We start from the raw sequence: 18,068 nt of genomic DNA, 5'->3' as shown, positions 1-18,068 counted from the left end.
AAATTGAATTAATCACAAAAGGCAGCATCTATAAAACCTTGACAAAGTTTGACAATATTATTTTATTGCCTTGTGCGATTGGTAAAATAAAAAATGATCGGAATAAATATCCGATCATTTTTATTCACTCTATACAGGTATAAGTTATTGAGCAACTCTTATCCCACTGGCAAGTAAACGGATTTCCGTTACTGGCTTTGTTATTTTGTCAATCTCGCTTTGTGGCTTCTTAGCATCTTCAGCATAATGTTTTAATTCTTCAACAGAAGTTTGTTTTAACTGCGCTTTTCCATCCAGTAAAATTGTTTTTCCTTTAATCGCTGCAGGCAGGAAGAATGCATAATCTTTCATTTTAACAAATACCTTTGTTTTATCTGGATTGTCGAGTGTAATCCAACATCCTTTCTTAGGACATACATCGGTAACAGTAGCTTTTACCGTAATATCCTGTACTTCTTTTCTCTCGTTCAGAATTTTATTCAGATCTGCCATGCTTACGGCTGTTCCCGCTTTTGTCTGTGAAACACCTGCACCATATTCATCACCGACATTAGCATTCCCTTCCGGAAGTTGAGCTGACACTGCAATGCCTATGAAAAGCAAGCTTAAAAAAAATAGTTTTTTCATATTATTAAAATTGTTGTTTGTATTATTTCGGGAGCTCTGGTGCTCTCATTTTATATTTATAACTGTTCAGCGTTTTCAGAAAAGTCTTTTTCTAAATAAAAACAAAACCATCTAATTTAAAGAATTTATGTTTTATAATTTTCAACAAAAAAGTGAAATTTAATATCAAATAATGACCGCTGAACTGTAAAGCCATTTATAGAAATTTATGAATATATTTAAACAATGATAAATATCATTAGTATATTTAACCTTAAAATAAAAACATGAGATATTTGTATTGCTTTTTTATCCTGTTCTGTTTCAATTCAAAATCTTTTGCACAAAAACAAAATGCTGTAAAATCGGAGACAAAAGAAATTGAAAGTGGAAGAATTACGAAACAATTTACAAATGGTAAGCTTACTAGCTTTACAGTGGATATGGCGGCTGTAAACTATGGAAATACACTTTTCTTCACAAAAGAAGATAATATCATTAACATAAAAGACGGGCAGAAACCTGATGCATTGATCAGAATTTATCTAAAAAACAAAAGATATACAACCGATCTCCAGTATCAAAATAAAGAACTGATGTATATTGAGTCAATTGATTTAGACCTCAATAATCTACCGCCAAACAGCATTATCTCTTCTCAATACAAAGATGGAAAAGTAGAAAGCATTATCAGCAGAGCCAATCCCGAAGATACCCGTGGGTTGGATAAAGTGTTAAAGTTATCCTGGAGAATGGATAAAAAAACAAATCTTACAGATATTGATTCTATCTTCAATGCTCTTGCAGATGACTTTTCACAGGAAGATGCATTACTGAAAATATATTATGGTCGCTATGCTGAGAAATTTGAACCTTTACCTGTTGCTTATCTGAATACAGACAATACAGGAAAAATTAAAAAAGGAATTGTGTGGACAGAGACCAGTGGTCAGAATGGCAAGTATAACATATACAGTAATGGGAAAGTTATTAAATCTGCTAATCAGAATCTGACAGACTTCCAGAAAACTATTATGGATTATATGGAGAAAATGTAATTGTTCAAAATACTAGCATTATTGTGAAAAAACTGATTCTCATTAATTTTCTCATTCTTATTTTAGTAGGTGCAGCGTTTCTCGCATCAGAATATTTCATGACCTATCCAACAAAATTTAATATTGGAAAGTTTTTTCAACAGATTAGTTTCACACCAGGTATCCTGTTTATCATTGCTTCTGCTGTTTTTTCTTTGCCTTTTAGCTTTCTTCGTATGAAAAGGCTAAACTTCAGGGAAAAATATTTAAGAATATTCCCTGTGATGAATTTACTTTTAATAGTATTAATTATAAAAGCTTCATACCCCATCTATGCTGAAACAAAAACAAGAATTGAGGGGATGCAGCAACAGTATATTATTAAAGCAAAAAATGACATAAGAAATAACCTGATTATTTATGAATATGCGGGCGGAATTACAGATGCATATAATGAAAAACTAGCTCAGCAAACAGATAGTATTACTAAAAAATACGGAATTGTATATCAGAATACAGGCTGTATAATAGACAATGAAAGCATCGAAGCCCGAAAGAAATATACTGAGATTACAGAAGCTTATTTAATTAAAAGAAATGGGAAGGATTGGTACATAAAAATGGATGCTGAGATAAATTCTTTAAAAAAGAAAAACTAATAGCCTATTCCAAAGATTCAGACTCACTGTAATTACTAATTGCTTTTCGTAATTTCTGTTCAATACGCTTCTTTAATCTTAATGGTCTGTATAAGACCAGATTTTCTCCAAAGCCTAATAACAATCGTTCTAACTCATAATTCAGCTGAACTTTAATACTGAAAACCGTTCCATCTTCTTTCTCTTCTACAATCTGCTGACTGTGATGTAAAGGTTTGGTTCTCACATAAGGGGCATTGATTTTATCCACAAAGAAGGTAACATTTCGAGGGTGCATACTCTCCGAAACAGTAACTCCTACAACATCTTTAAAAAATTCATCCCCATTCAAATCTTTGTCGATATAGACAGTTTGTTCATCTGTTTCAATGTTTTCCATTCTGTCCAATGCCAGATTATACATAGCTCCCTTGTAAAGACATATCAGAAACCAGCGATTATTAAATTCCTTTAGTAATTGCGGGTGAACAGTATAGGTACTAAAATCTCTTGCTGTAAAGCTTTTATAGAGAATCTTCAGTACCTTTTTGTTCAATATAGCCTGATACAATACATCGATATATTCAAGACCCTTTAACTGCTCATTCTTGTCCAGATGAATAATGGACTTCTGTTGAACAGCATTTACTGAATCTTCAAGCTTCTGCAATACGCCATTCATTTCCCGAAACATGGAGAAGTCTTTAAACTGTTTCAGAATCTGTATCGCATTGTTCATGGCCTTCAGATCGTTTTCATTAACAGAAATATGATGAATGCTGTATTCCGGATCGCTATAACGATAATACTTACGTTCGTATACTTCTATCGGAGCTTCATAACCAAACTTCTCACTGCGCATATTCTGCAAATCCAGCTGTATCGTTCGTTTACTTACATACGACTCCTTACCCTCATATTCAAACAGGGCTTCTGAACATTCATCTATCAGATCTTCCAGTGTATACTTGCGGTATTTATTTTTCAGACATTTATCCAGCGTTTTATAGCGGATCAATGCATTTTTATTAGAAGACATTTTTCAAAGTTAGAAGTTAGGGACCAATTATCATACAAATTATAACACAAAGACACGATTAGATATAGCATTTCAACCGCAATCAAGGCACAAAGAAAAATCAAAGATTTTTCTTTTGATACTTCTATATTTATCTTGAGATAAAATCCTTGTGCCCTGGAAGCAGTATATTATCACTTATCTTTTGTGCCTTTGTGATGTTTCACATTACTAAGTTATTTCTTCTTCAGCGCCTCCCCTTCAAAGGCAATTCCATCCCATCCGAATTCTATAAAGTTTCTGATATTTTGGTGATCTGTACCTTCAGGATTTTTCAATACATCTTCTCTGTAGAATGCACCAAAAAGATTTAGTGTATTCTCTTTAGACAGGTTGTTTACTTTAGCAAAGCTGAATACTTTACATGAGCCATTATTCTGCCCGGCTTCATTTACCGTATTACCATTTCTGAATTCAGTTGGTGTGAAATCATAATTGCTGTCGACGTAAGCAATAACATCGTTAAATTCAATGGCCTCAGGAGATTGCTCTAATTGTTCTAGTATCATTTTATATATTCTTTGTCTGTTATTATCAATTTTTTTTTCAAAAATATAAAAATATTTTATCTGCGCAAAAACATTGCGCACTTACACAATTACTTTGCATCATCAAATTAAGAAAACGATGAAAATTACAGGAAACGAATTAATCAGCTTAGGATACAGACCAGGAAAATGGTTTGCAGAAGCATTAGAATATATCAACGAAAATAATCTGAATGAAGATCAAATGACAGCTTATCTGGAACAGTTCAGATTACCGGAGCCTATTCCGTTACATGAAGAGCCAAAAGACTTCATCATCAACATCAGAGCTGAACACGAAAGTGAAAATGACAATGTGGAAAAAGTAATCAGAACAATGAAGACACTGATGAAAACCCCAACATTAACTACCGGAGCTATAATGCCGGATGCCTGTCCTACAGGACCGGAAGGTCATATTCCTGTAGGTGGTGTAGTGGTTGCTAAAAATGCTATCCATCCGGGATTCCATAGTGCAGATATCTGTTGCTCTGTTATGTTAACAGACTTTGGAAAAGCAAATCCGAAAGTAGTACTGGATACAGCACATTCTGTAACACATTTCGGATACGGCGGAAGAGCAAGAGGGGAACAGATGCCTATGTCTGTAGAATTAATGGATTCTTTCAGAGGAAATATGTTCCTGAATGATGAAAAATTAATAAGTATAGCCCGTTCGCATATGGGAACTCAGGGCGATGGTAACCACTTTTTATATGTCGGAATTTCTAAAAATACCGGGAATACAATGCTGATTACACATCATGGATCTCGTGCTCCGGGTGCCGCATTATATGATAAAGGAATGCACGTAGCCAATCGTTTCAGACAGGATATTTCACCAGAAACTCTGAAAGAGAATGCATGGATTCCTTTTGATACAGAAGAAGGACAAGCCTACTGGGAAGCATTACAATTGATAAGACAATGGACAAAAGAAAACCATACTTCTATTCATGATGCTGTATTAGCAAAAATGGATATGGAAAAAGAAAACAGATACTGGAACGAACATAATTTCGTATTCAGAGACGGAGATTTATTCTTCCACGCCAAAGGAGCAACTCCGCTGGACGACAAATTTATGCCGGATATTACAGGCCCAAGACTCATCCCTCTGAATATGGCGGAGCCTGTATTGATTGTTCAGGGAACAACAAACGACAGAAATTTAGGATTTGCTCCTCACGGTGCAGGAAGAAACTTCAGCAGAAGCCAGCACAAAAGAACACTGGCACATATAACCAATGAAGAAGTTTTCGCGGAAGAAACCAAAGGATTGGACATCCGATTCTTTTCCAACGAAATCGATATTTCTGAGCTTCCAAGCGCTTATAAAAATGCACAAAATGTAAGGGCTCAGATTGAAGAATACGGATTATGTGAAATACTGGATGAAGTAATGCCTTACGGGTGTATTATGGCTGGCGATGTTATGAAAAATGCGCCATGGAAAAGGAAGAATAAATTTAAAAAATAATGAAAAGCCTCTACATCAAAGGGAGATTCAGATTCCGGGAATATGCAAAACACCTAAGACCATTATTAAAGAGAATCGATAATAAAAGATGTCGAAAAATCCAACTAAGAGAGGTAAATAATCATTTATGAGATGAAAACTAAAATAATAGAAAAGCTAAGGGAAACCGAAGCAAAATATAATATAGAAATATTACTCGCTGTAGAATCCGGAAGCAGAGCCTGGGGTTTTGCTTCTCCGGATAGCGATTACGATATACGCTTTATCTACAGGCATTCCAAGGATTGGTATCTAACCCCATGGGATAAAGATGAAACAATAGAGTTTATGACAGAGGATGATTTGGATGGTTCCGGTTGGGATTTGCGCAAAACCTTCCATCTGTTACTCAAGTCCAATGCAGGATTGCTCAGCTGGTTTTATTCACCAATAGTGTATATAGAAAACAAAAGCTTTACAGAATTATTCAGACCATTGGCAGATCAATGTTTCTCGCCAATAGCCGTTTCTTATCACTATCTGAGTATGAGTAAAAAATACCTGCAAGCATGCCGGAATGAGAAAGTAAAATTAAAAAGTTATTTCTATTGCCTTAGGACAGCGTTATCCGGAAAATGGATAGCAGAGAAAAAAAACAACTCCACCTGTGTTATTCAGTGATCTGTTAGCTTTAGCTGAACCTAGTATAAAAACTAAAATAGAAAATCTGATGGCACTAAAAGCTACAAAGGGTGAAGCTTATTTTCATCCAAATGATTGGGAGCTTTTCGGATTTATGGAAAAATTAATTTCAGAAAATGAAGAGCTTTCTAAAAGTTTGTCCGGAGGAAAAGCTGATAAAGCAGCAATGGAGCAGGTTTTTAGAAAACTTGTAATATAAATTTAACTACTCATGTAAAAAAATAAACTACGCAAAAACATTGCGTATATACTTAATTACTTTGCATGAGTAAATGGGACTGTAGCTCAGAGGATAGAGCAACGTAAAAACACTTTACCAGATTTTAACCTGCGCACAGGTGTGATGATAAAGTTACTTCGCTTGGGACCGTTGGTCGCCGGTTCGAATCCGGCCAGTCTCTCAATAACTGGAGTGGTGTGAGATATAAGGTTACTTCGTTCAGGAAAAAAACACCTTTATTAGTTTTAACCACTTCTTTAACTAAAAAAACAAAATAGTAATGTCAAAATTAAATTCAAAAAAAACAGCGTTTGGTTCCGGTATTATTGCGGGAAAACAAACAAATGCAGCAGGAGAATATTCCGATTATGAACTGTTGAGAAGAGTAACACTTGCTAATCTTCTTTTTGAATCCGACTATTACCAGCCGGTAGATGAAATTATGGTGCAAATAGAAAATTTGTGTTATAAAGTAACCGGACAACAGATTATTGATCTGGCACTGGAATGCCGTTTTGAACAAAAACTGAGACATACTCCATTATGGTTATTAATTCTGGCTAATGAAATTCATCATGTGAATATAAAAGATACTGTTGCTAAAATAGCCAACAGACCTGATATGACTATAGATCTGCTTCAGATGCTGAAAGCAAGAAATGGATCTTATAAAATGTCTAAATCTGTAAAAAAAGGTCTTGCGAAAGCTTTTGATCAATATGACGAATACCAGATTGCCAAATACCGAAAAAACAATATGGAAATATCATTGGTAGATGTGGTAAACCTTGTTCACCCTAAGCCTACAGCAAAAAATGAAAAGGCACTAAAAGCTTTGGTAGAAGATACTCTGAAACCTGCTAATACATGGGAAGTAGCTCTATCTCAGGGAGCTGATAAAAAAGCAACTTTCGAAAGAATGCTTACTGAAAAAAGTTTGGGGTCTCTGGCAATTCTTAGAAATCTTAGAAATATGATGGAAGCGGGGCTTTCCAGAAAGACAATGCGGGAAGCGATTGCTCAGGTAAAAAGTAACTGGCTGACTCCTTTAAATTTTCTGGCAGCACAAAGAAATGCACCGGAATATACAGCTTACATCGACGATGCCATGAAAAACTGTTTCTCTCAGGAGAAAATAGCAGGGACGACCATCTTGGCTATAGATGTATCCGGAAGTATGGGACAGGTAACCTCATCCAATTCTAAGTTTTCCAGAATGGATCTGGCTTTTGCTATGGCAGCTGTTGGTTCCTATATCTTTGAAGATCTTATTCTGGTATTCACAGCCGGTAGCGATTCTTCCCGAAAAGGAAAACATATGGTATGGGATAATACTGCAGGGCTGGGAATATTCAGACATTATAAAAAGATATATTCTGAATTAGGTGGTGGTGGTATTTTCACTTACCAGCTATGTGAATGGTTGAAGGAGAAAGGTTATGCCAAAGATGCCGAAAGACTTGTCGTAATCTCAGATAGCCAGGATATCGATGCTCAATCCGGGCTAAAAAGAAAACCAGATACTACACCCTATAAGACTTCTTATATTATCGATATCTCTACCCATACCCACGGAATAAAGACCGGAAACTGGACAGCAGAAATCAATGGATGGAGCGATCGTGTTTTCCATTATATCAAGGCTTTAGAAAACAATTAATCTAAATTAAAAAGAACAAAATGACTATAGAAGAACTAAAAGCAAATAAACTTATCCTTTTTGAAGTCGTATCCGGAAGCTGTGCTTTCGGATTGGCAACAGAGAATTCGAATACCGATATACGGGGTATTTATTATCTGCCAAAAGATTCCTTTTTTGGTCTCAATTATATCCCACAGATATCCAACGAAACCAACGATATTATCTATTACGAAATAGGTCGTTTTATGGAACTTCTGCAAAAAAACAACCCGAATATTTTAGAAATTCTGGCCAGCCCGGATGACTGTATTCTATACAAACACTCGCTTATGGATCTGGTAAATTCAAGAGAATTTCTTTCGAAACAATGTAAAGATACCTTTGCCGGCTACGCCATATCTCAGATAAAAAAGGCTAAGGGGTTGAATAAAAAAATATTGAATCCTGTAGAAAAAGAAAGAAAATCTGTCCTTGATTTTTGCTATATACTTAAAGATCATCTTTCTGTTCCTTTAAAAAAATGGTTAACGGATCAGGGAAAAGTTCAGAATAAATGTGGTCTGGTCAGCATAGATAATACCCGCGGAATCTATGCAGTATTCTATGATGAAGCCGGAACATTAGGCTATAAAGGGATTATACATACTGAAGAAGCTAATCAGGTTTAAGTATCATCCATCCCAAAGGAAGAAAAATCCATAGCTTATCTTTTCTGTAATCTGGATGCTTATTCTGTTTATTGTAAAGAATACCGTGAATACTGGAAGTGGATTTCTGAACGCAACGAAGATCGTTATAACGTGAACCGGAAACATGGACAAAACTATGACAGTAAAAATATGATGCATACTATACGGTTGTTGCAGTCCTGTGAACAAATCTTCAGAACTGGTTCTTTACAGGTACGTGTGGATAACCGTGATGAATTGCTGGATATTAAATCAGGTAAGTGGCCATATGATATGATCATGCAAAAAGCAGAAAACCTTATTTGGGCTATCGAGAATCATTACACCACTTCTTCTCTTCCGGAATATCCAGAGATACAAAGGACAGAAGGTTTATTGGTAGAAATACGGAAGAAACTGTATAAATAATTTGTTCTCTTTTGAATTTTCACACCTCATAGGTTTTAGAAACCTATGAGGTATTTTTTATATAGGAAAGACTACTTAACAGAACTATTTTTTTTAGATGCTTTTGCAACACTGTTATAATCCAGACATATATTAATCCAATAATTAAAATAGTCTGCTTTTCGAAAGCCTTCGGGTTCGACATAACAATAACCTTTAAGCTGCTTACCTCTCATAATCATTGGAATAAAGCCTGTCTTTTCCACAACCTCATCTTCAAGATCCGGATGATAGCGGCACATCAGATTATCACCACTTATATTAATGCACATTTTCCCATTAATCAGGAAGGACAAGCCTCTGAACATTTTCTTTTCTTCAATTTCTATATTTGGGACTTCAGCCAGCTTTTCCCTGACCCGATCTGCTAATTCTATACGGTACGCCATCAGATTTTAGTTTATATCAGCCTTAGAAACTTTAATTGTCCAACCTAGAATATTACACAAATGCACTAAAGCCTGTAATAGATCTGCCGACAATAAGAGAGTTGATTTCCTTAGTACCCTCATAAGAATAAATAGCTTCTGCATCCGCAACGAAACGGGCAACATCATATTCCAACAGAATACCATTACCTCCCATTACTTCACGAGCACGCGAAACAATGTCGCGGGTTCTCATGGTACAGAATACTTTCGCCAGAGAAGCATGTTCATCTTTTAGTATGCCTTCATCCTGCATTTCGGAAAGCCGGAATACTAATGTTTGCATAGCGGTAAGGTTAGACAGCATTTCCACAAGATGCCCCTGAATCATCTGGAAAGAAGCAATAGGCTTTCCAAATTGCTTACGCTTCCGCGTATAATCCAATGCACTTTCATAAGCTCCCCTTGCACAACCTGTCGCCATCCATGCAACTCCAGCCCTTGTCATTCGCAATACTTTTGCTGTATCTTTAAATGAGTTGGCTTTTTGTAACCGATTTTCTTCTGTTACCAGACAATCCTTTAATGTAATCAATCCGTTTTGCACAATCCTTAGTGCCATTTTTCCTTTGATCTTTTCTACAGAAAAACCAGGATTATCTCTTTCCACAATAAAGCCCTTTACCTCACCATCATCCAAGTCTCTTGCCCAGATAATAATGATATCTGCAAATGTGGCATTGCCAATCCACTTTTTCTCCCCGTTCAGTACCCAACCTTCTGCTGTCTTTTTACAAGTTGCTGTTAATCCACCAGCAGCGCCGGATCCTACTTCTGGTTCTGTAAGGCCAAAAGCTCCTATCTTATCAAACTTCTGCATCTGCGGAAGCCATTTTAGTTTTTGCTCTTCGGAACCACAAATATATATGGAACCCATTGCCAGCCCCGACTGTACTCCAAAGAATGTTGCTATAGAAGCATCTATTCTCGCCATTTCCATCGCAATTACACCTTCCATAAGAAAAGGCATTCCCGGACATCCATAACCTTCATAGGTAACACCGCATATATTCAGTTCTTTAAATTTCGGAATCAACTCAAATGGGAATTCATCGTGCAGCCAGTAGTTATTTACTAATGGTTTTACTTCTTTTTCCATAAAATCCCGAACCTTTAACTGAACTTCCCTTTGTTCGGGAGTCAGTGTATGGTATATATCATAAAAATCTCCATCTACAGGAGGAAGTTCTCTTTTAGGTCTGTCCTGATCCATCATTTTCATCAGTCCATTTATCTGCTTATCATCCAGCTTAGAGAAGTTATCCATAAGCTTCGGGATATCTACTTTTTGTGAAATCTTACTTAGCTTTTCAAAATCAACAGATTTAAATAAGGCTATGGCTTGCCGGATATTGGCGAAAATATTTGACATAAGAATGTGTTTAGTGATTTTTACAGATAAAAGGTACAAAAAAATTACCGGAAGATCTTTAACCACAAAGTCAAAAAAGACAGAGAATAGTATATTACTCCTTTAGGACAAAAAAGCTTATATCTAACAGTAAAAGAGATAACTATAACATAAACCCTATATCATCTCATGTATTTTTGTGGAGGTAAATGAAATAAAAAGCAAATCAAAATATAGAATAAATACTATTTAATTAGAAAATAACCTATATTATTTATTATAAAAAGTGCCGGATAGTAAACCCGGCACAACTTAGTAAATGTATTAATATTTTAAAATAGGTTTGTTTTATAAATAGGAATTTCTTTGTTCAGTAACGGGAAAGTCCCTTCGTATCTCAATGGTGAGATTCCGAATCCATAAAACATATCAGCCTGTATTTTAGCTTTTAGCTCGAAAGGCATACTTTTGTTCGGGATTAACTCTAGCTTTAAAGACGGAACAGCAGCTACTCTTCCTCTAAGCCCAGAATTGGCAATAGAAGCCGTTAAAAACTGTAACCCTACTGCTCCTTTTACTTCTACTCCAACCTCAGCAGACAACTCACCTTCAACTTTTGTAATTTTTGGACCAGCAATAGTCTGCAAATTAACATTCAGATCTGGTTTGACACCTACTAAAAAATTAGCTTTTCCTGTAAGAGCAAAGAGCTGTAATTGTGCTCTTCCGGTTGCGCTTGCTCCTACATAAGGCCCGGCAGCTATCGTCGGACTTATTATAAGCCCTGTAGGTCCCAATACGATTGGTACAATAGGAATATTAATATAATCTGTGACACTTAAAGTATATCCTAATTTCCCCTGGATATTTGCTAAAGCCTGCAGACTGATGTCATCCATGATAAAGTCTACATAATAACTGGACAGATGCCCTAAAGAAAAGGAAATATTGTACTTTATCTTTGGTGTAAATCCACCTTTTACATTAATATCCGCTGTTGCAGTAACCGGTCCTACTTGCTGTGATGGTAAAGGAATAGTTTTATCAAAGCTAAAATACTTGAAGTTAATTGTATTGCTAATGGCACTTTTGTCAATATTAGCACTCTTTTGTATGTTAATTGCTTTGGCTTCCAGATTACTAATCTTAGCATTAGTTGCCTGTGGAATCAATCCTTGTATAGGTACATAACCGGCTTGTTGACCATTAACCTGCAATGAGGCCTGTTGTGAAGGATCATATACACCGCTGATATTGCCACTGTATATAACTTCTTCAAGTTTCGCGCTGGTTGTTCTGAAAACGGGTTGACTACCCGTTCCGGATACAGAGACTACTTTAGCCAAAATATTTCTGATCTTATCGTTTTCTATCTTAGTCGCTACAATAACAGTTCCTTCTTTTATACTATCCGTCTGGTTTGTAGTATAATTAAAGCTTATTTGCTGGTCATTATCTGTAATAGCTTGTACAGATGCATCATTCAGGACGATTACATTTTTTTGTAAAACAAGATCGCCATAAGTTTTATAACCACTGTTATTTGCAGAACTTTCCGGAAGTTTATTTCCGGTTGTATCATCTCGTGAGCAAGAGCTTAAAACGAATGATAAGAACAAAGAAAAGAATACAATTGTGTATAATTTTCCTACACTTGGGGGTTGAAATCTTTTTTTCATTGGTAAAAATTTAATGTGTTTGGGATTTAGCGAATACAGTCTTTTTTCAAAAACTGCCTTAATTCTCTACAATTTATGAAAAAAAGAAAGCTTTAATGTTAACCCTAAATTAAATTCTACCATATTGATAGATAATTACAAAAGTATTCGAAGGGAAACCTCCCTGACAAAAGCCAATTCCCTAAATAATCAATCATTTATTTTTTAGTATGCTTTACACAAAGGTTTTAATTTGAAATTTAAATTCTTAATACTTTGGTGCCCCCTTAAATATATTATCATTACATTTTTCTTAATCAATTAAATATCTTAGCGATTCATTTTACCATTAAGGGTTTAAGAAAATTAAGGAACTCCATAATACTCTCAATTCTTTACATTTATTCCGGCAAAGCCCTGAATAAAATATATTCAAGGCTTCATCTTCAAAACAAATAAGACTTATTTCTGGATAATCTTACGGATTACAGGATCAAGATTACTTGGAAGGTCTGCATTTTTAATCTCAAATTTCTTTACACCCATTGCATTTAACCAATCTGCCCAGTACTGGTGGATAACATCTTCTTCGTATGGGCTGTTTTTTGCAGGATTAATACCTACTACCAATACTTCAAGATTCTGAAGTCCTTCGGTAGCAGGGATAAAACCTAACCTATTTTTAGCAATCAATTCTTTATAATTTGAAGTCGTTAGCTTTTTACTTCGTATAAATTCAGGGGTAAGAAAAGAGCTTTTATTACCCTCAGTAAACTTGCTGTCTTTATGATACATATAGCCATCCGTAATAATAACCAGAATATTGCGGTGCTTATCTTTTATACAGTAATCCTTTACTTTATTTTTAAAAAACCGCCAGATGTCTGCGCCTGTATATTGTTTCCCACGAATAGCCGATTGATAAATTTGAGGTGGAATCTCTGTAAAAACCTTATCTACTCCCGTTATTTGATCTTTTGTAGAATTCTTGTCAAATCTTACCCTAAGTTGCTGACTAAGCTTGTTCATTTGTGGATTCTGAGGCTCAGGATCAAAGAAAACCTGCATCTGATCATTCAACTGGAGTATCTTCTTATGTTTGATATGATCAACAAAGGCTTGCTCTACACTTTTTATATAATATAAATCCCGCTGATAGTAAGGCATGGAAGCATTCGGATACTTCACCGGATCTATTCTGTCCGATAAGTCCAACAAAAAACTAATATTAAGATTTTTATCTGCCACATTAGTTATGTTTTCAGCACTTGCCGTAGAATTATTTTCCTTTTGAGGAATGTTTTCTTTACCACAATTTTGTAATAGAGAGGTTGTAAGTATTAAAAATATAAATTTAATTTTCATAGCAGATATTTTTATAATACGGGTAAGTATACAGAGTTTTGAGTTTCATGCTTAGCACCAACGTTTTCCATGTGGTCATCATAAGTTTTAAGACATTCATCTACCAATTCCTGCTTTTCGTGATTAGGAAGGAAAAGCTTCTCATAAATAAAAGTGGTCCAGCCTTGTGTATATTCAGATGCATAAAGCACATATTCTTTAGTCGGAATAATCACGGCATCTATTATTCTTTGCAGTTCTGCAATCCTCCCTTGTGCATTTACAATACGTTCCCGAATATCATGTTGCTCTTTTACAAGCGTTTCTTTCTGCTGATCTAGTTCTGTAATTCTTTCCTGATGAATTCGGATATCCTGCTCACGTTTTTCCTGTTCATGCTTAATCTTATCTTTTTCTTTATGTTCTTTCATAATAAAATCGAACACCAACCCCCAAATGATATAAACAACAAAACCAGCAAATATAATCCCCCAGAACTGGATTTTTGTAAATGCTATAGACAAGTCGAATGGTGGAGAATCAAAAGTTTTATTCAGGTTATAGATTTTTTCTTCTATCTGGTAGGCTAAGATTACATCAAATACAAAAGTCGTAAGAAACAAAACACCTACTTTAAAATAGTTGAGTTTTGTTTTATTCTCCCCATACATATGAATTAAATAACCTAATCCTAAAAACACAAACGGAATGAGCGTAACAAAAGCCCCTTCCAATGTACCATCTTTCCATGCCACTTCAAAAGCTTTAGGGTCGAGCATATTCATGATAAGATTACTATCCGGATCAAATGTTTTGAAAAATGCTGAATAAGAAGTAGAAATATAAAATGTAAACAGGTACAGGCTAATTGGAATAAGGATAATAAAACCTATCCAAAATTTTGTAGAAGCACCTTTTGTAGCCTTTATATGGTATTTTTCAGGATTGCGGGCCAGGTCATTGATTTCAAACTTTATACCCTCCACTATATCTTTTATTTTCTTTATTTGCTCTTCAACTCTGGAAGTTTGTTCTTCTTTATTCTCCTGACTGACCTGTAATGCTTTTATCTCAGTTTCTTTATTTTTTTGTTCATTGTAATAAGGCTCTTTTATTGCCCTTTGCTTTTCTACCTTTTCTTTTTCTTCATTCTGAAACTTGGCATAAATAGCATTTAGGGATATAGACAGTGCTCTGGGGCTGCCTATATTTCGTCCGCCTTCTCTGTGTCCGGCTTCATGATAGGTTCTCTTTCTTACTTCTTCTTTATCTTCAGTAGATTCTTCCGGATTTATATCTTTGTTATGATTACCATTAATTAATCCGGATGGCTTTAACCGGAACAGGTTTTTGATTTGAGTTGTCATGATGCTTTAATTTTGAAGTTCATACAATATATCGCTCTTTGTTTTTCCGCTTTTTACGGCTTCTAAAAGGTAATTGGCAATTGCAGATACATTTTCTTCTACAAAGCCAAAAAGCTTTATATACTTTTCCAATGCCGATCTTTCGTTATCGTCTACATGGTCATCCGCCCAAATCATGAGTACAAGATCATACAAGTACTCTATTTTATCTTCCAATGTTTGGGGAAGCGCATTTTTGGTATCTACAGGACTTAGCAGAACTTCGTCCAGATTCTTAGCTGTAACGCCTCTTTCTTCAGCAAAACGGTACAACATTTTCAATTCAAGCTTACTAAAATTATCATCGCATATGGCCATCTGATAAAGCCTGAGAAAATGCGCTTTTAGATTTTCGGAGATCTGAATATTCATTTTTATTTCTTTTGTTTTAATGGTTGTTGGTTCATGATTCTGTCACGCGTATGAGTAACAGGTTCTTTAGGTAACGGAAGTGTATCTTTTTTTTCTTCCTGTTTCTTTTTGATAAAATTCAGACACAGAAAAAGAATTCCTGTAATAATATCCAGCGGCAGCCATAATGACTTTTTATGCAGATATATCGGAAACACGGGATTAAAAAGAATGAGAATAAATCCGAACACCGTTGTCCAGTAGTAGATTTTATTTCTAAACAGATGATATAATGCTACACCGGCTCCAATAAAAATTACAATGCGTAAAAAGGTATAATAATCAATGGGCAGCCGCAATACCGCTATAAAGCAGCATAGTGCACAGAAGAGAAAGAAATACTTCATTTACTTCACATTTTTGGAATGAACAAATCCTTCTGTACCACTTTTGTATACTCGTATTTTATACCATTTTTCTTCTTTGTTCAGAAAAATAAGTTTTGAATTTGGCTGTAAAGTTTCCAAAACTTTAAACTGATCTCCGGGTGCTTTCTTCACTTCAACTTTCTTGTCTATCGTAAACAGAAAATTGTCTTCGGTAAGTGCCATTTTACTGCTGTAATAATATACTGGGTTTTTACTTTCCCTAAAGTTTGTTTTTGAATAACCTGATTTCAGATTATTGCTATTTCCTGAAGATTTCTTTTTTGAATAGTTTCCGAAAGAGTAAGTTTTTTTCTTAGAAGAGCCACCGCTGCACACACCACATGTACCACCTGAATTACAATGAGCGCAACCCGAACAATTGGAGCATGCCGTACAATTTGCAGATCCTGTACAGCCTCTGTTATGACTATCTGCATGCAATGAAACCGGATTATAGGACGCAATTAATAATCCAGCACCTGTAAATAGAGAAAGTAACATTTTTATCATATTATATAATTTTCAAGTGTCTGATGCAATGAATCACGATGTTTGTAAATATCTTCCAATGATTCCAAAAGAATTCTTTCTCCGGCATCTTTACCATTGTGGAAAAGTTCGATCTGCTTTTTGGATGTTCCAAAATGAAAACGACAAACAGGTTTTCGGTTATTATCGTCCAATAGAACTCCAAAATAAGATTGAGTATCTCTGTGGGCAATTCTTTCCGCTGGGATCTTTTCTCTCAGAATAGCTTTTACAATTTGAAAAGCCTCCAGTTCTTCTTCTGTAGTTACAATTTTAGAAGTTTCACTATGCTCATCAACAGCAACAGGTTTCGGAGTATTAGTATCGAGTGTTTCGTTAATCACTAAAGCCGATTTCAGACGAGAGCTGATAGATTCCGTGATAGAGATGCTTAGTGCTCTTTTGGTATATTCTTTAAAAGACTGCATGCGATTTGCAGTAAGTGGCCGTTCAAAAAATTTATTTACTAACAAACGCACCAGATCATCAGAAGGATTTTCTATTTCTTTCTCGAATTCTTTTCTAATGGCTCTTATATACTTCAATGCCTCAGCAGAATCCAGGATAGATTCCAAATTATAACTCTGCTTGGTAAAACTTTCCAGCACTTTTACAGCACTATCTTTTAGATCTTCCAGATTAACCGTAAGGAATGGTTTATCATCCATAATATTCGGTTTTTCCAGATCTGCATAAAAGTTATACACAATACCATTAGTCAATACACCAAACCTGGCTTTAGAAACATGATAATATCTGTGAAGCTGCGAATTATGAGCATCGGCATTTTCCTTCCAGTTTTTGCATTCTATAATCAGAATTGGTTCCTGATTATTTTTAATCAGATAATCCACCTTCTCACCTTTCTTAGTTCCGATATCCGCAATATATTCCGGAATTACTTCTGTAGGATTAAAAATATCATAACCCAACATCTGAATAAAAGGCATTACAAAAGCATTCTTTGTTGCTTCTTCGGTTTGTACCTGCTCTTTTATTCCATGAATTCTCTGAGTTAGCTGCTCTAGTTTTAATTTGAGTTCCATTATTACTGGTATTAAATAGTTTCATCTACAACTTCAGCATCCGGAGCATTATGCTTTACCGATGCTATTCCGCTTTCCATAGAGTTTTTTGTTGCGTAATACTGGCTCATTCCGATAATTTCACCATTACCCGCTTTTAGCACGAAATAGTCTTTATCATTTTTAGCCACTCTTCTATCATATTTGGAGTCGTCCTGAGAATTAACCTTCACAGATGATATTCCCTTATGACAAGATGCTTTCTGATTATAACCTTCACTGGTTAAAATAATCTCGCCGTTCCCTGCTTTCAGATTAAACTGATATTCGCCATTTACTCTTTTAGTAATTACAAATTTTCCCATAGTGTTATTTTTAATTGGTTTAACACTCCAAAAGTAGATCGCCAGCAAAAGCTTTCCTTACGGAAACCCGTAAAATAAAAAACCTTTCAAATCAACTTTGAAAGGTTTATAATAAAGAAGCCCTGTCAAGGCTATTTTA

17 protein-coding genes, 1 tRNA gene and 2 pseudogenes are annotated in these 18,068 nt (G+C 35.3%); 7 read left to right on the top strand and 13 right to left on the bottom strand.

Annotation, left to right across the window (positions count from 1 at the left end; translation table 11 throughout):
• Positions 1-144: 144 nt before the first annotated feature.
• Positions 145-627 carry a DUF4920 domain-containing protein gene (locus tag BAZ10_RS08710; RefSeq protein WP_078720787.1) on the bottom strand — a complete coding sequence of 161 codons (483 nt, stop codon included), beginning with the start codon at positions 625-627 and terminating at the stop codon, positions 145-147.
• Between the two features lie 266 nt (positions 628-893).
• Here BAZ10_RS08710 and BAZ10_RS08705 point away from each other — a divergent pair, with 266 nt between their 5' ends.
• Positions 894-1,664, top strand: a complete 771-nt coding sequence (locus BAZ10_RS08705; RefSeq protein ID WP_078771709.1) for a hypothetical protein — start codon at positions 894-896, stop codon at positions 1,662-1,664.
• Positions 1,665-1,687: 23 nt separating this feature from the next.
• Positions 1,688-2,302 (top strand): FEKKY domain-containing protein, encoded by a 615-nt coding sequence (locus BAZ10_RS08700; RefSeq protein WP_078771708.1) that lies wholly within the window; start codon positions 1,688-1,690, stop codon positions 2,300-2,302.
• Between the two features lie 4 nt (positions 2,303-2,306).
• Here the strand turns inward: BAZ10_RS08700 and BAZ10_RS08695 are convergent, their stop codons facing one another.
• Complete coding sequence (locus BAZ10_RS08695) at positions 2,307-3,320, bottom strand: helix-turn-helix transcriptional regulator (RefSeq protein WP_078771707.1); 1,014 nt, start codon at positions 3,318-3,320, stop codon at positions 2,307-2,309.
• Positions 3,321-3,535: 215 nt separating this feature from the next.
• Positions 3,536-3,868 (bottom strand): HopJ type III effector protein, encoded by a 333-nt coding sequence (locus tag BAZ10_RS08690; RefSeq protein ID WP_078771853.1) that lies wholly within the window; start codon positions 3,866-3,868, stop codon positions 3,536-3,538.
• A gap of 118 nt (positions 3,869-3,986) precedes the next feature.
• Here BAZ10_RS08690 and BAZ10_RS08685 point away from each other — a divergent pair, with 118 nt between their 5' ends.
• The 5 genes and pseudogenes from BAZ10_RS08685 (at position 3,987) to BAZ10_RS08670 (ending at position 9,006) form a co-directional block, all read left to right on the top strand.
• The gene (locus tag BAZ10_RS08685) at positions 3,987-5,366 is read left to right on the top strand and encodes an RtcB family protein (RefSeq protein WP_078771706.1); all 1,380 of its coding nucleotides are present in this window, start codon (positions 3,987-3,989) and stop codon (positions 5,364-5,366) included.
• A 132-nt stretch (positions 5,367-5,498) separates the two neighbouring features.
• Positions 5,499-6,246 (top strand): annotated as a pseudogene (locus BAZ10_RS08680) (nucleotidyltransferase domain-containing protein).
• A gap of 75 nt (positions 6,247-6,321) precedes the next feature.
• Positions 6,322-6,448, top strand: a tRNA-OTHER gene (locus tag BAZ10_RS19055).
• 99 nt (positions 6,449-6,547) lie between these two features.
• Positions 6,548-7,927 carry a TROVE domain-containing protein gene (locus tag BAZ10_RS08675; RefSeq protein ID WP_078771705.1) on the top strand — a complete coding sequence of 460 codons (1,380 nt, stop codon included), beginning with the start codon at positions 6,548-6,550 and terminating at the stop codon, positions 7,925-7,927.
• A gap of 20 nt (positions 7,928-7,947) precedes the next feature.
• Positions 7,948-9,006, top strand: a pseudogene (locus tag BAZ10_RS08670) (DNA polymerase beta superfamily protein).
• Positions 9,007-9,077: 71 nt separating this feature from the next.
• On the opposite strand, the gene BAZ10_RS08665 reads toward BAZ10_RS08670, so the two are convergent.
• From BAZ10_RS08665 to BAZ10_RS08620, 10 genes are all read right to left on the bottom strand, one after another.
• Positions 9,078-9,434: a TfoX/Sxy family protein gene (locus tag BAZ10_RS08665; RefSeq protein WP_078771704.1), complete on the bottom strand. Its 357-nt coding sequence runs from the start codon at positions 9,432-9,434 to the stop codon at positions 9,078-9,080.
• A 52-nt stretch (positions 9,435-9,486) separates the two neighbouring features.
• Entirely contained in the window at positions 9,487-10,845 is a 1,359-nt protein-coding gene (locus tag BAZ10_RS08660; protein ID WP_078771703.1) for an acyl-CoA dehydrogenase family protein, read from the bottom strand.
• Between the two features lie 311 nt (positions 10,846-11,156).
• A complete protein-coding gene (locus BAZ10_RS08655) occupies positions 11,157-12,503 on the bottom strand; it encodes a hypothetical protein (protein ID WP_078771702.1) in 1,347 nt (448 codons plus the stop codon).
• Positions 12,504-12,944: 441 nt separating this feature from the next.
• Entirely contained in the window at positions 12,945-13,847 is a 903-nt protein-coding gene (locus BAZ10_RS08650; RefSeq protein WP_049038955.1) for a hypothetical protein, read from the bottom strand.
• An 11-nt stretch (positions 13,848-13,858) separates the two neighbouring features.
• Positions 13,859-15,193 carry a beta-carotene 15,15'-monooxygenase gene (locus tag BAZ10_RS08645; protein ID WP_078771701.1) on the bottom strand — a complete coding sequence of 445 codons (1,335 nt, stop codon included), beginning with the start codon at positions 15,191-15,193 and terminating at the stop codon, positions 13,859-13,861.
• Positions 15,194-15,199: 6 nt separating this feature from the next.
• Complete coding sequence (locus BAZ10_RS08640) at positions 15,200-15,604, bottom strand: hypothetical protein (protein ID WP_024568266.1); 405 nt, start codon at positions 15,602-15,604, stop codon at positions 15,200-15,202.
• A gap of 2 nt (positions 15,605-15,606) precedes the next feature.
• Positions 15,607-15,990 carry a DUF6804 family protein gene (locus BAZ10_RS08635; RefSeq protein WP_078771700.1) on the bottom strand — a complete coding sequence of 128 codons (384 nt, stop codon included), beginning with the start codon at positions 15,988-15,990 and terminating at the stop codon, positions 15,607-15,609.
• A complete protein-coding gene (locus tag BAZ10_RS08630) occupies positions 15,991-16,521 on the bottom strand; it encodes an SH3 domain-containing protein (protein ID WP_078771699.1) in 531 nt (176 codons plus the stop codon).
• The gene (locus BAZ10_RS08625) at positions 16,518-17,585 is read right to left on the bottom strand and encodes a type I restriction endonuclease (RefSeq protein ID WP_078771698.1); all 1,068 of its coding nucleotides are present in this window, start codon (positions 17,583-17,585) and stop codon (positions 16,518-16,520) included. The genes BAZ10_RS08630 and BAZ10_RS08625 overlap by 4 nt, the downstream gene beginning before the upstream one ends.
• A gap of 11 nt (positions 17,586-17,596) precedes the next feature.
• Positions 17,597-17,929, bottom strand: coding sequence for a YegP family protein (locus tag BAZ10_RS08620; RefSeq protein ID WP_078771697.1), 333 nt, complete (start codon positions 17,927-17,929; stop codon positions 17,597-17,599).
• Positions 17,930-18,068 lie beyond the last annotated feature (139 nt).

It is taken from the genome of Elizabethkingia occulta, from assembly GCF_002023715.1.
Taxonomy (GTDB): domain Bacteria; phylum Bacteroidota; class Bacteroidia; order Flavobacteriales; family Weeksellaceae; genus Elizabethkingia; species Elizabethkingia occulta.
Note: the sequence above shows the minus strand (reverse complement) of the source record. Positions and strands in the feature narration are given on the sequence as shown.

Excerpts from the sequence above, each read along its gene's own strand:
- BAZ10_RS08625 (WP_078771698.1), bottom strand. The coding sequence starts at position 17,585 with ATGGAACTCAAATTAAAACTAGAGCAGCTAACTCAGAGAATTCATGGA.
- BAZ10_RS08710 (WP_078720787.1), bottom strand. The coding sequence starts at position 627 with ATGAAAAAACTATTTTTTTTAAGCTTGCTTTTCATAGGCATTGCAGTG.
- BAZ10_RS08685 (WP_078771706.1), top strand. The coding sequence starts at position 3,987 with ATGAAAATTACAGGAAACGAATTAATCAGCTTAGGATACAGACCAGGA.
- BAZ10_RS08665 (WP_078771704.1), bottom strand. The coding sequence starts at position 9,434 with ATGGCGTACCGTATAGAATTAGCAGATCGGGTCAGGGAAAAGCTGGCT.
- BAZ10_RS08640 (WP_024568266.1), bottom strand. The coding sequence starts at position 15,604 with ATGAATATTCAGATCTCCGAAAATCTAAAAGCGCATTTTCTCAGGCTT.
- BAZ10_RS08690 (WP_078771853.1), bottom strand. The coding sequence starts at position 3,868 with ATGATACTAGAACAATTAGAGCAATCTCCTGAGGCCATTGAATTTAAC.
- BAZ10_RS08630 (WP_078771699.1), bottom strand. The coding sequence starts at position 16,521 with ATGATAAAAATGTTACTTTCTCTATTTACAGGTGCTGGATTATTAATT.
- BAZ10_RS08695 (WP_078771707.1), bottom strand. The coding sequence starts at position 3,320 with ATGTCTTCTAATAAAAATGCATTGATCCGCTATAAAACGCTGGATAAA.
- BAZ10_RS08620 (WP_078771697.1), bottom strand. The coding sequence starts at position 17,929 with ATGGGAAAATTTGTAATTACTAAAAGAGTAAATGGCGAATATCAGTTT.
- BAZ10_RS08660 (WP_078771703.1), bottom strand. The coding sequence starts at position 10,845 with ATGTCAAATATTTTCGCCAATATCCGGCAAGCCATAGCCTTATTTAAA.
- BAZ10_RS08705 (WP_078771709.1), top strand. The coding sequence starts at position 894 with ATGAGATATTTGTATTGCTTTTTTATCCTGTTCTGTTTCAATTCAAAA.
- BAZ10_RS08655 (WP_078771702.1), bottom strand. The coding sequence starts at position 12,503 with ATGAAAAAAAGATTTCAACCCCCAAGTGTAGGAAAATTATACACAATT.
- BAZ10_RS08675 (WP_078771705.1), top strand. The coding sequence starts at position 6,548 with ATGTCAAAATTAAATTCAAAAAAAACAGCGTTTGGTTCCGGTATTATT.
- BAZ10_RS08645 (WP_078771701.1), bottom strand. The coding sequence starts at position 15,193 with ATGACAACTCAAATCAAAAACCTGTTCCGGTTAAAGCCATCCGGATTA.
- BAZ10_RS08635 (WP_078771700.1), bottom strand. The coding sequence starts at position 15,990 with ATGAAGTATTTCTTTCTCTTCTGTGCACTATGCTGCTTTATAGCGGTA.
- BAZ10_RS08650 (WP_049038955.1), bottom strand. The coding sequence starts at position 13,847 with ATGAAAATTAAATTTATATTTTTAATACTTACAACCTCTCTATTACAA.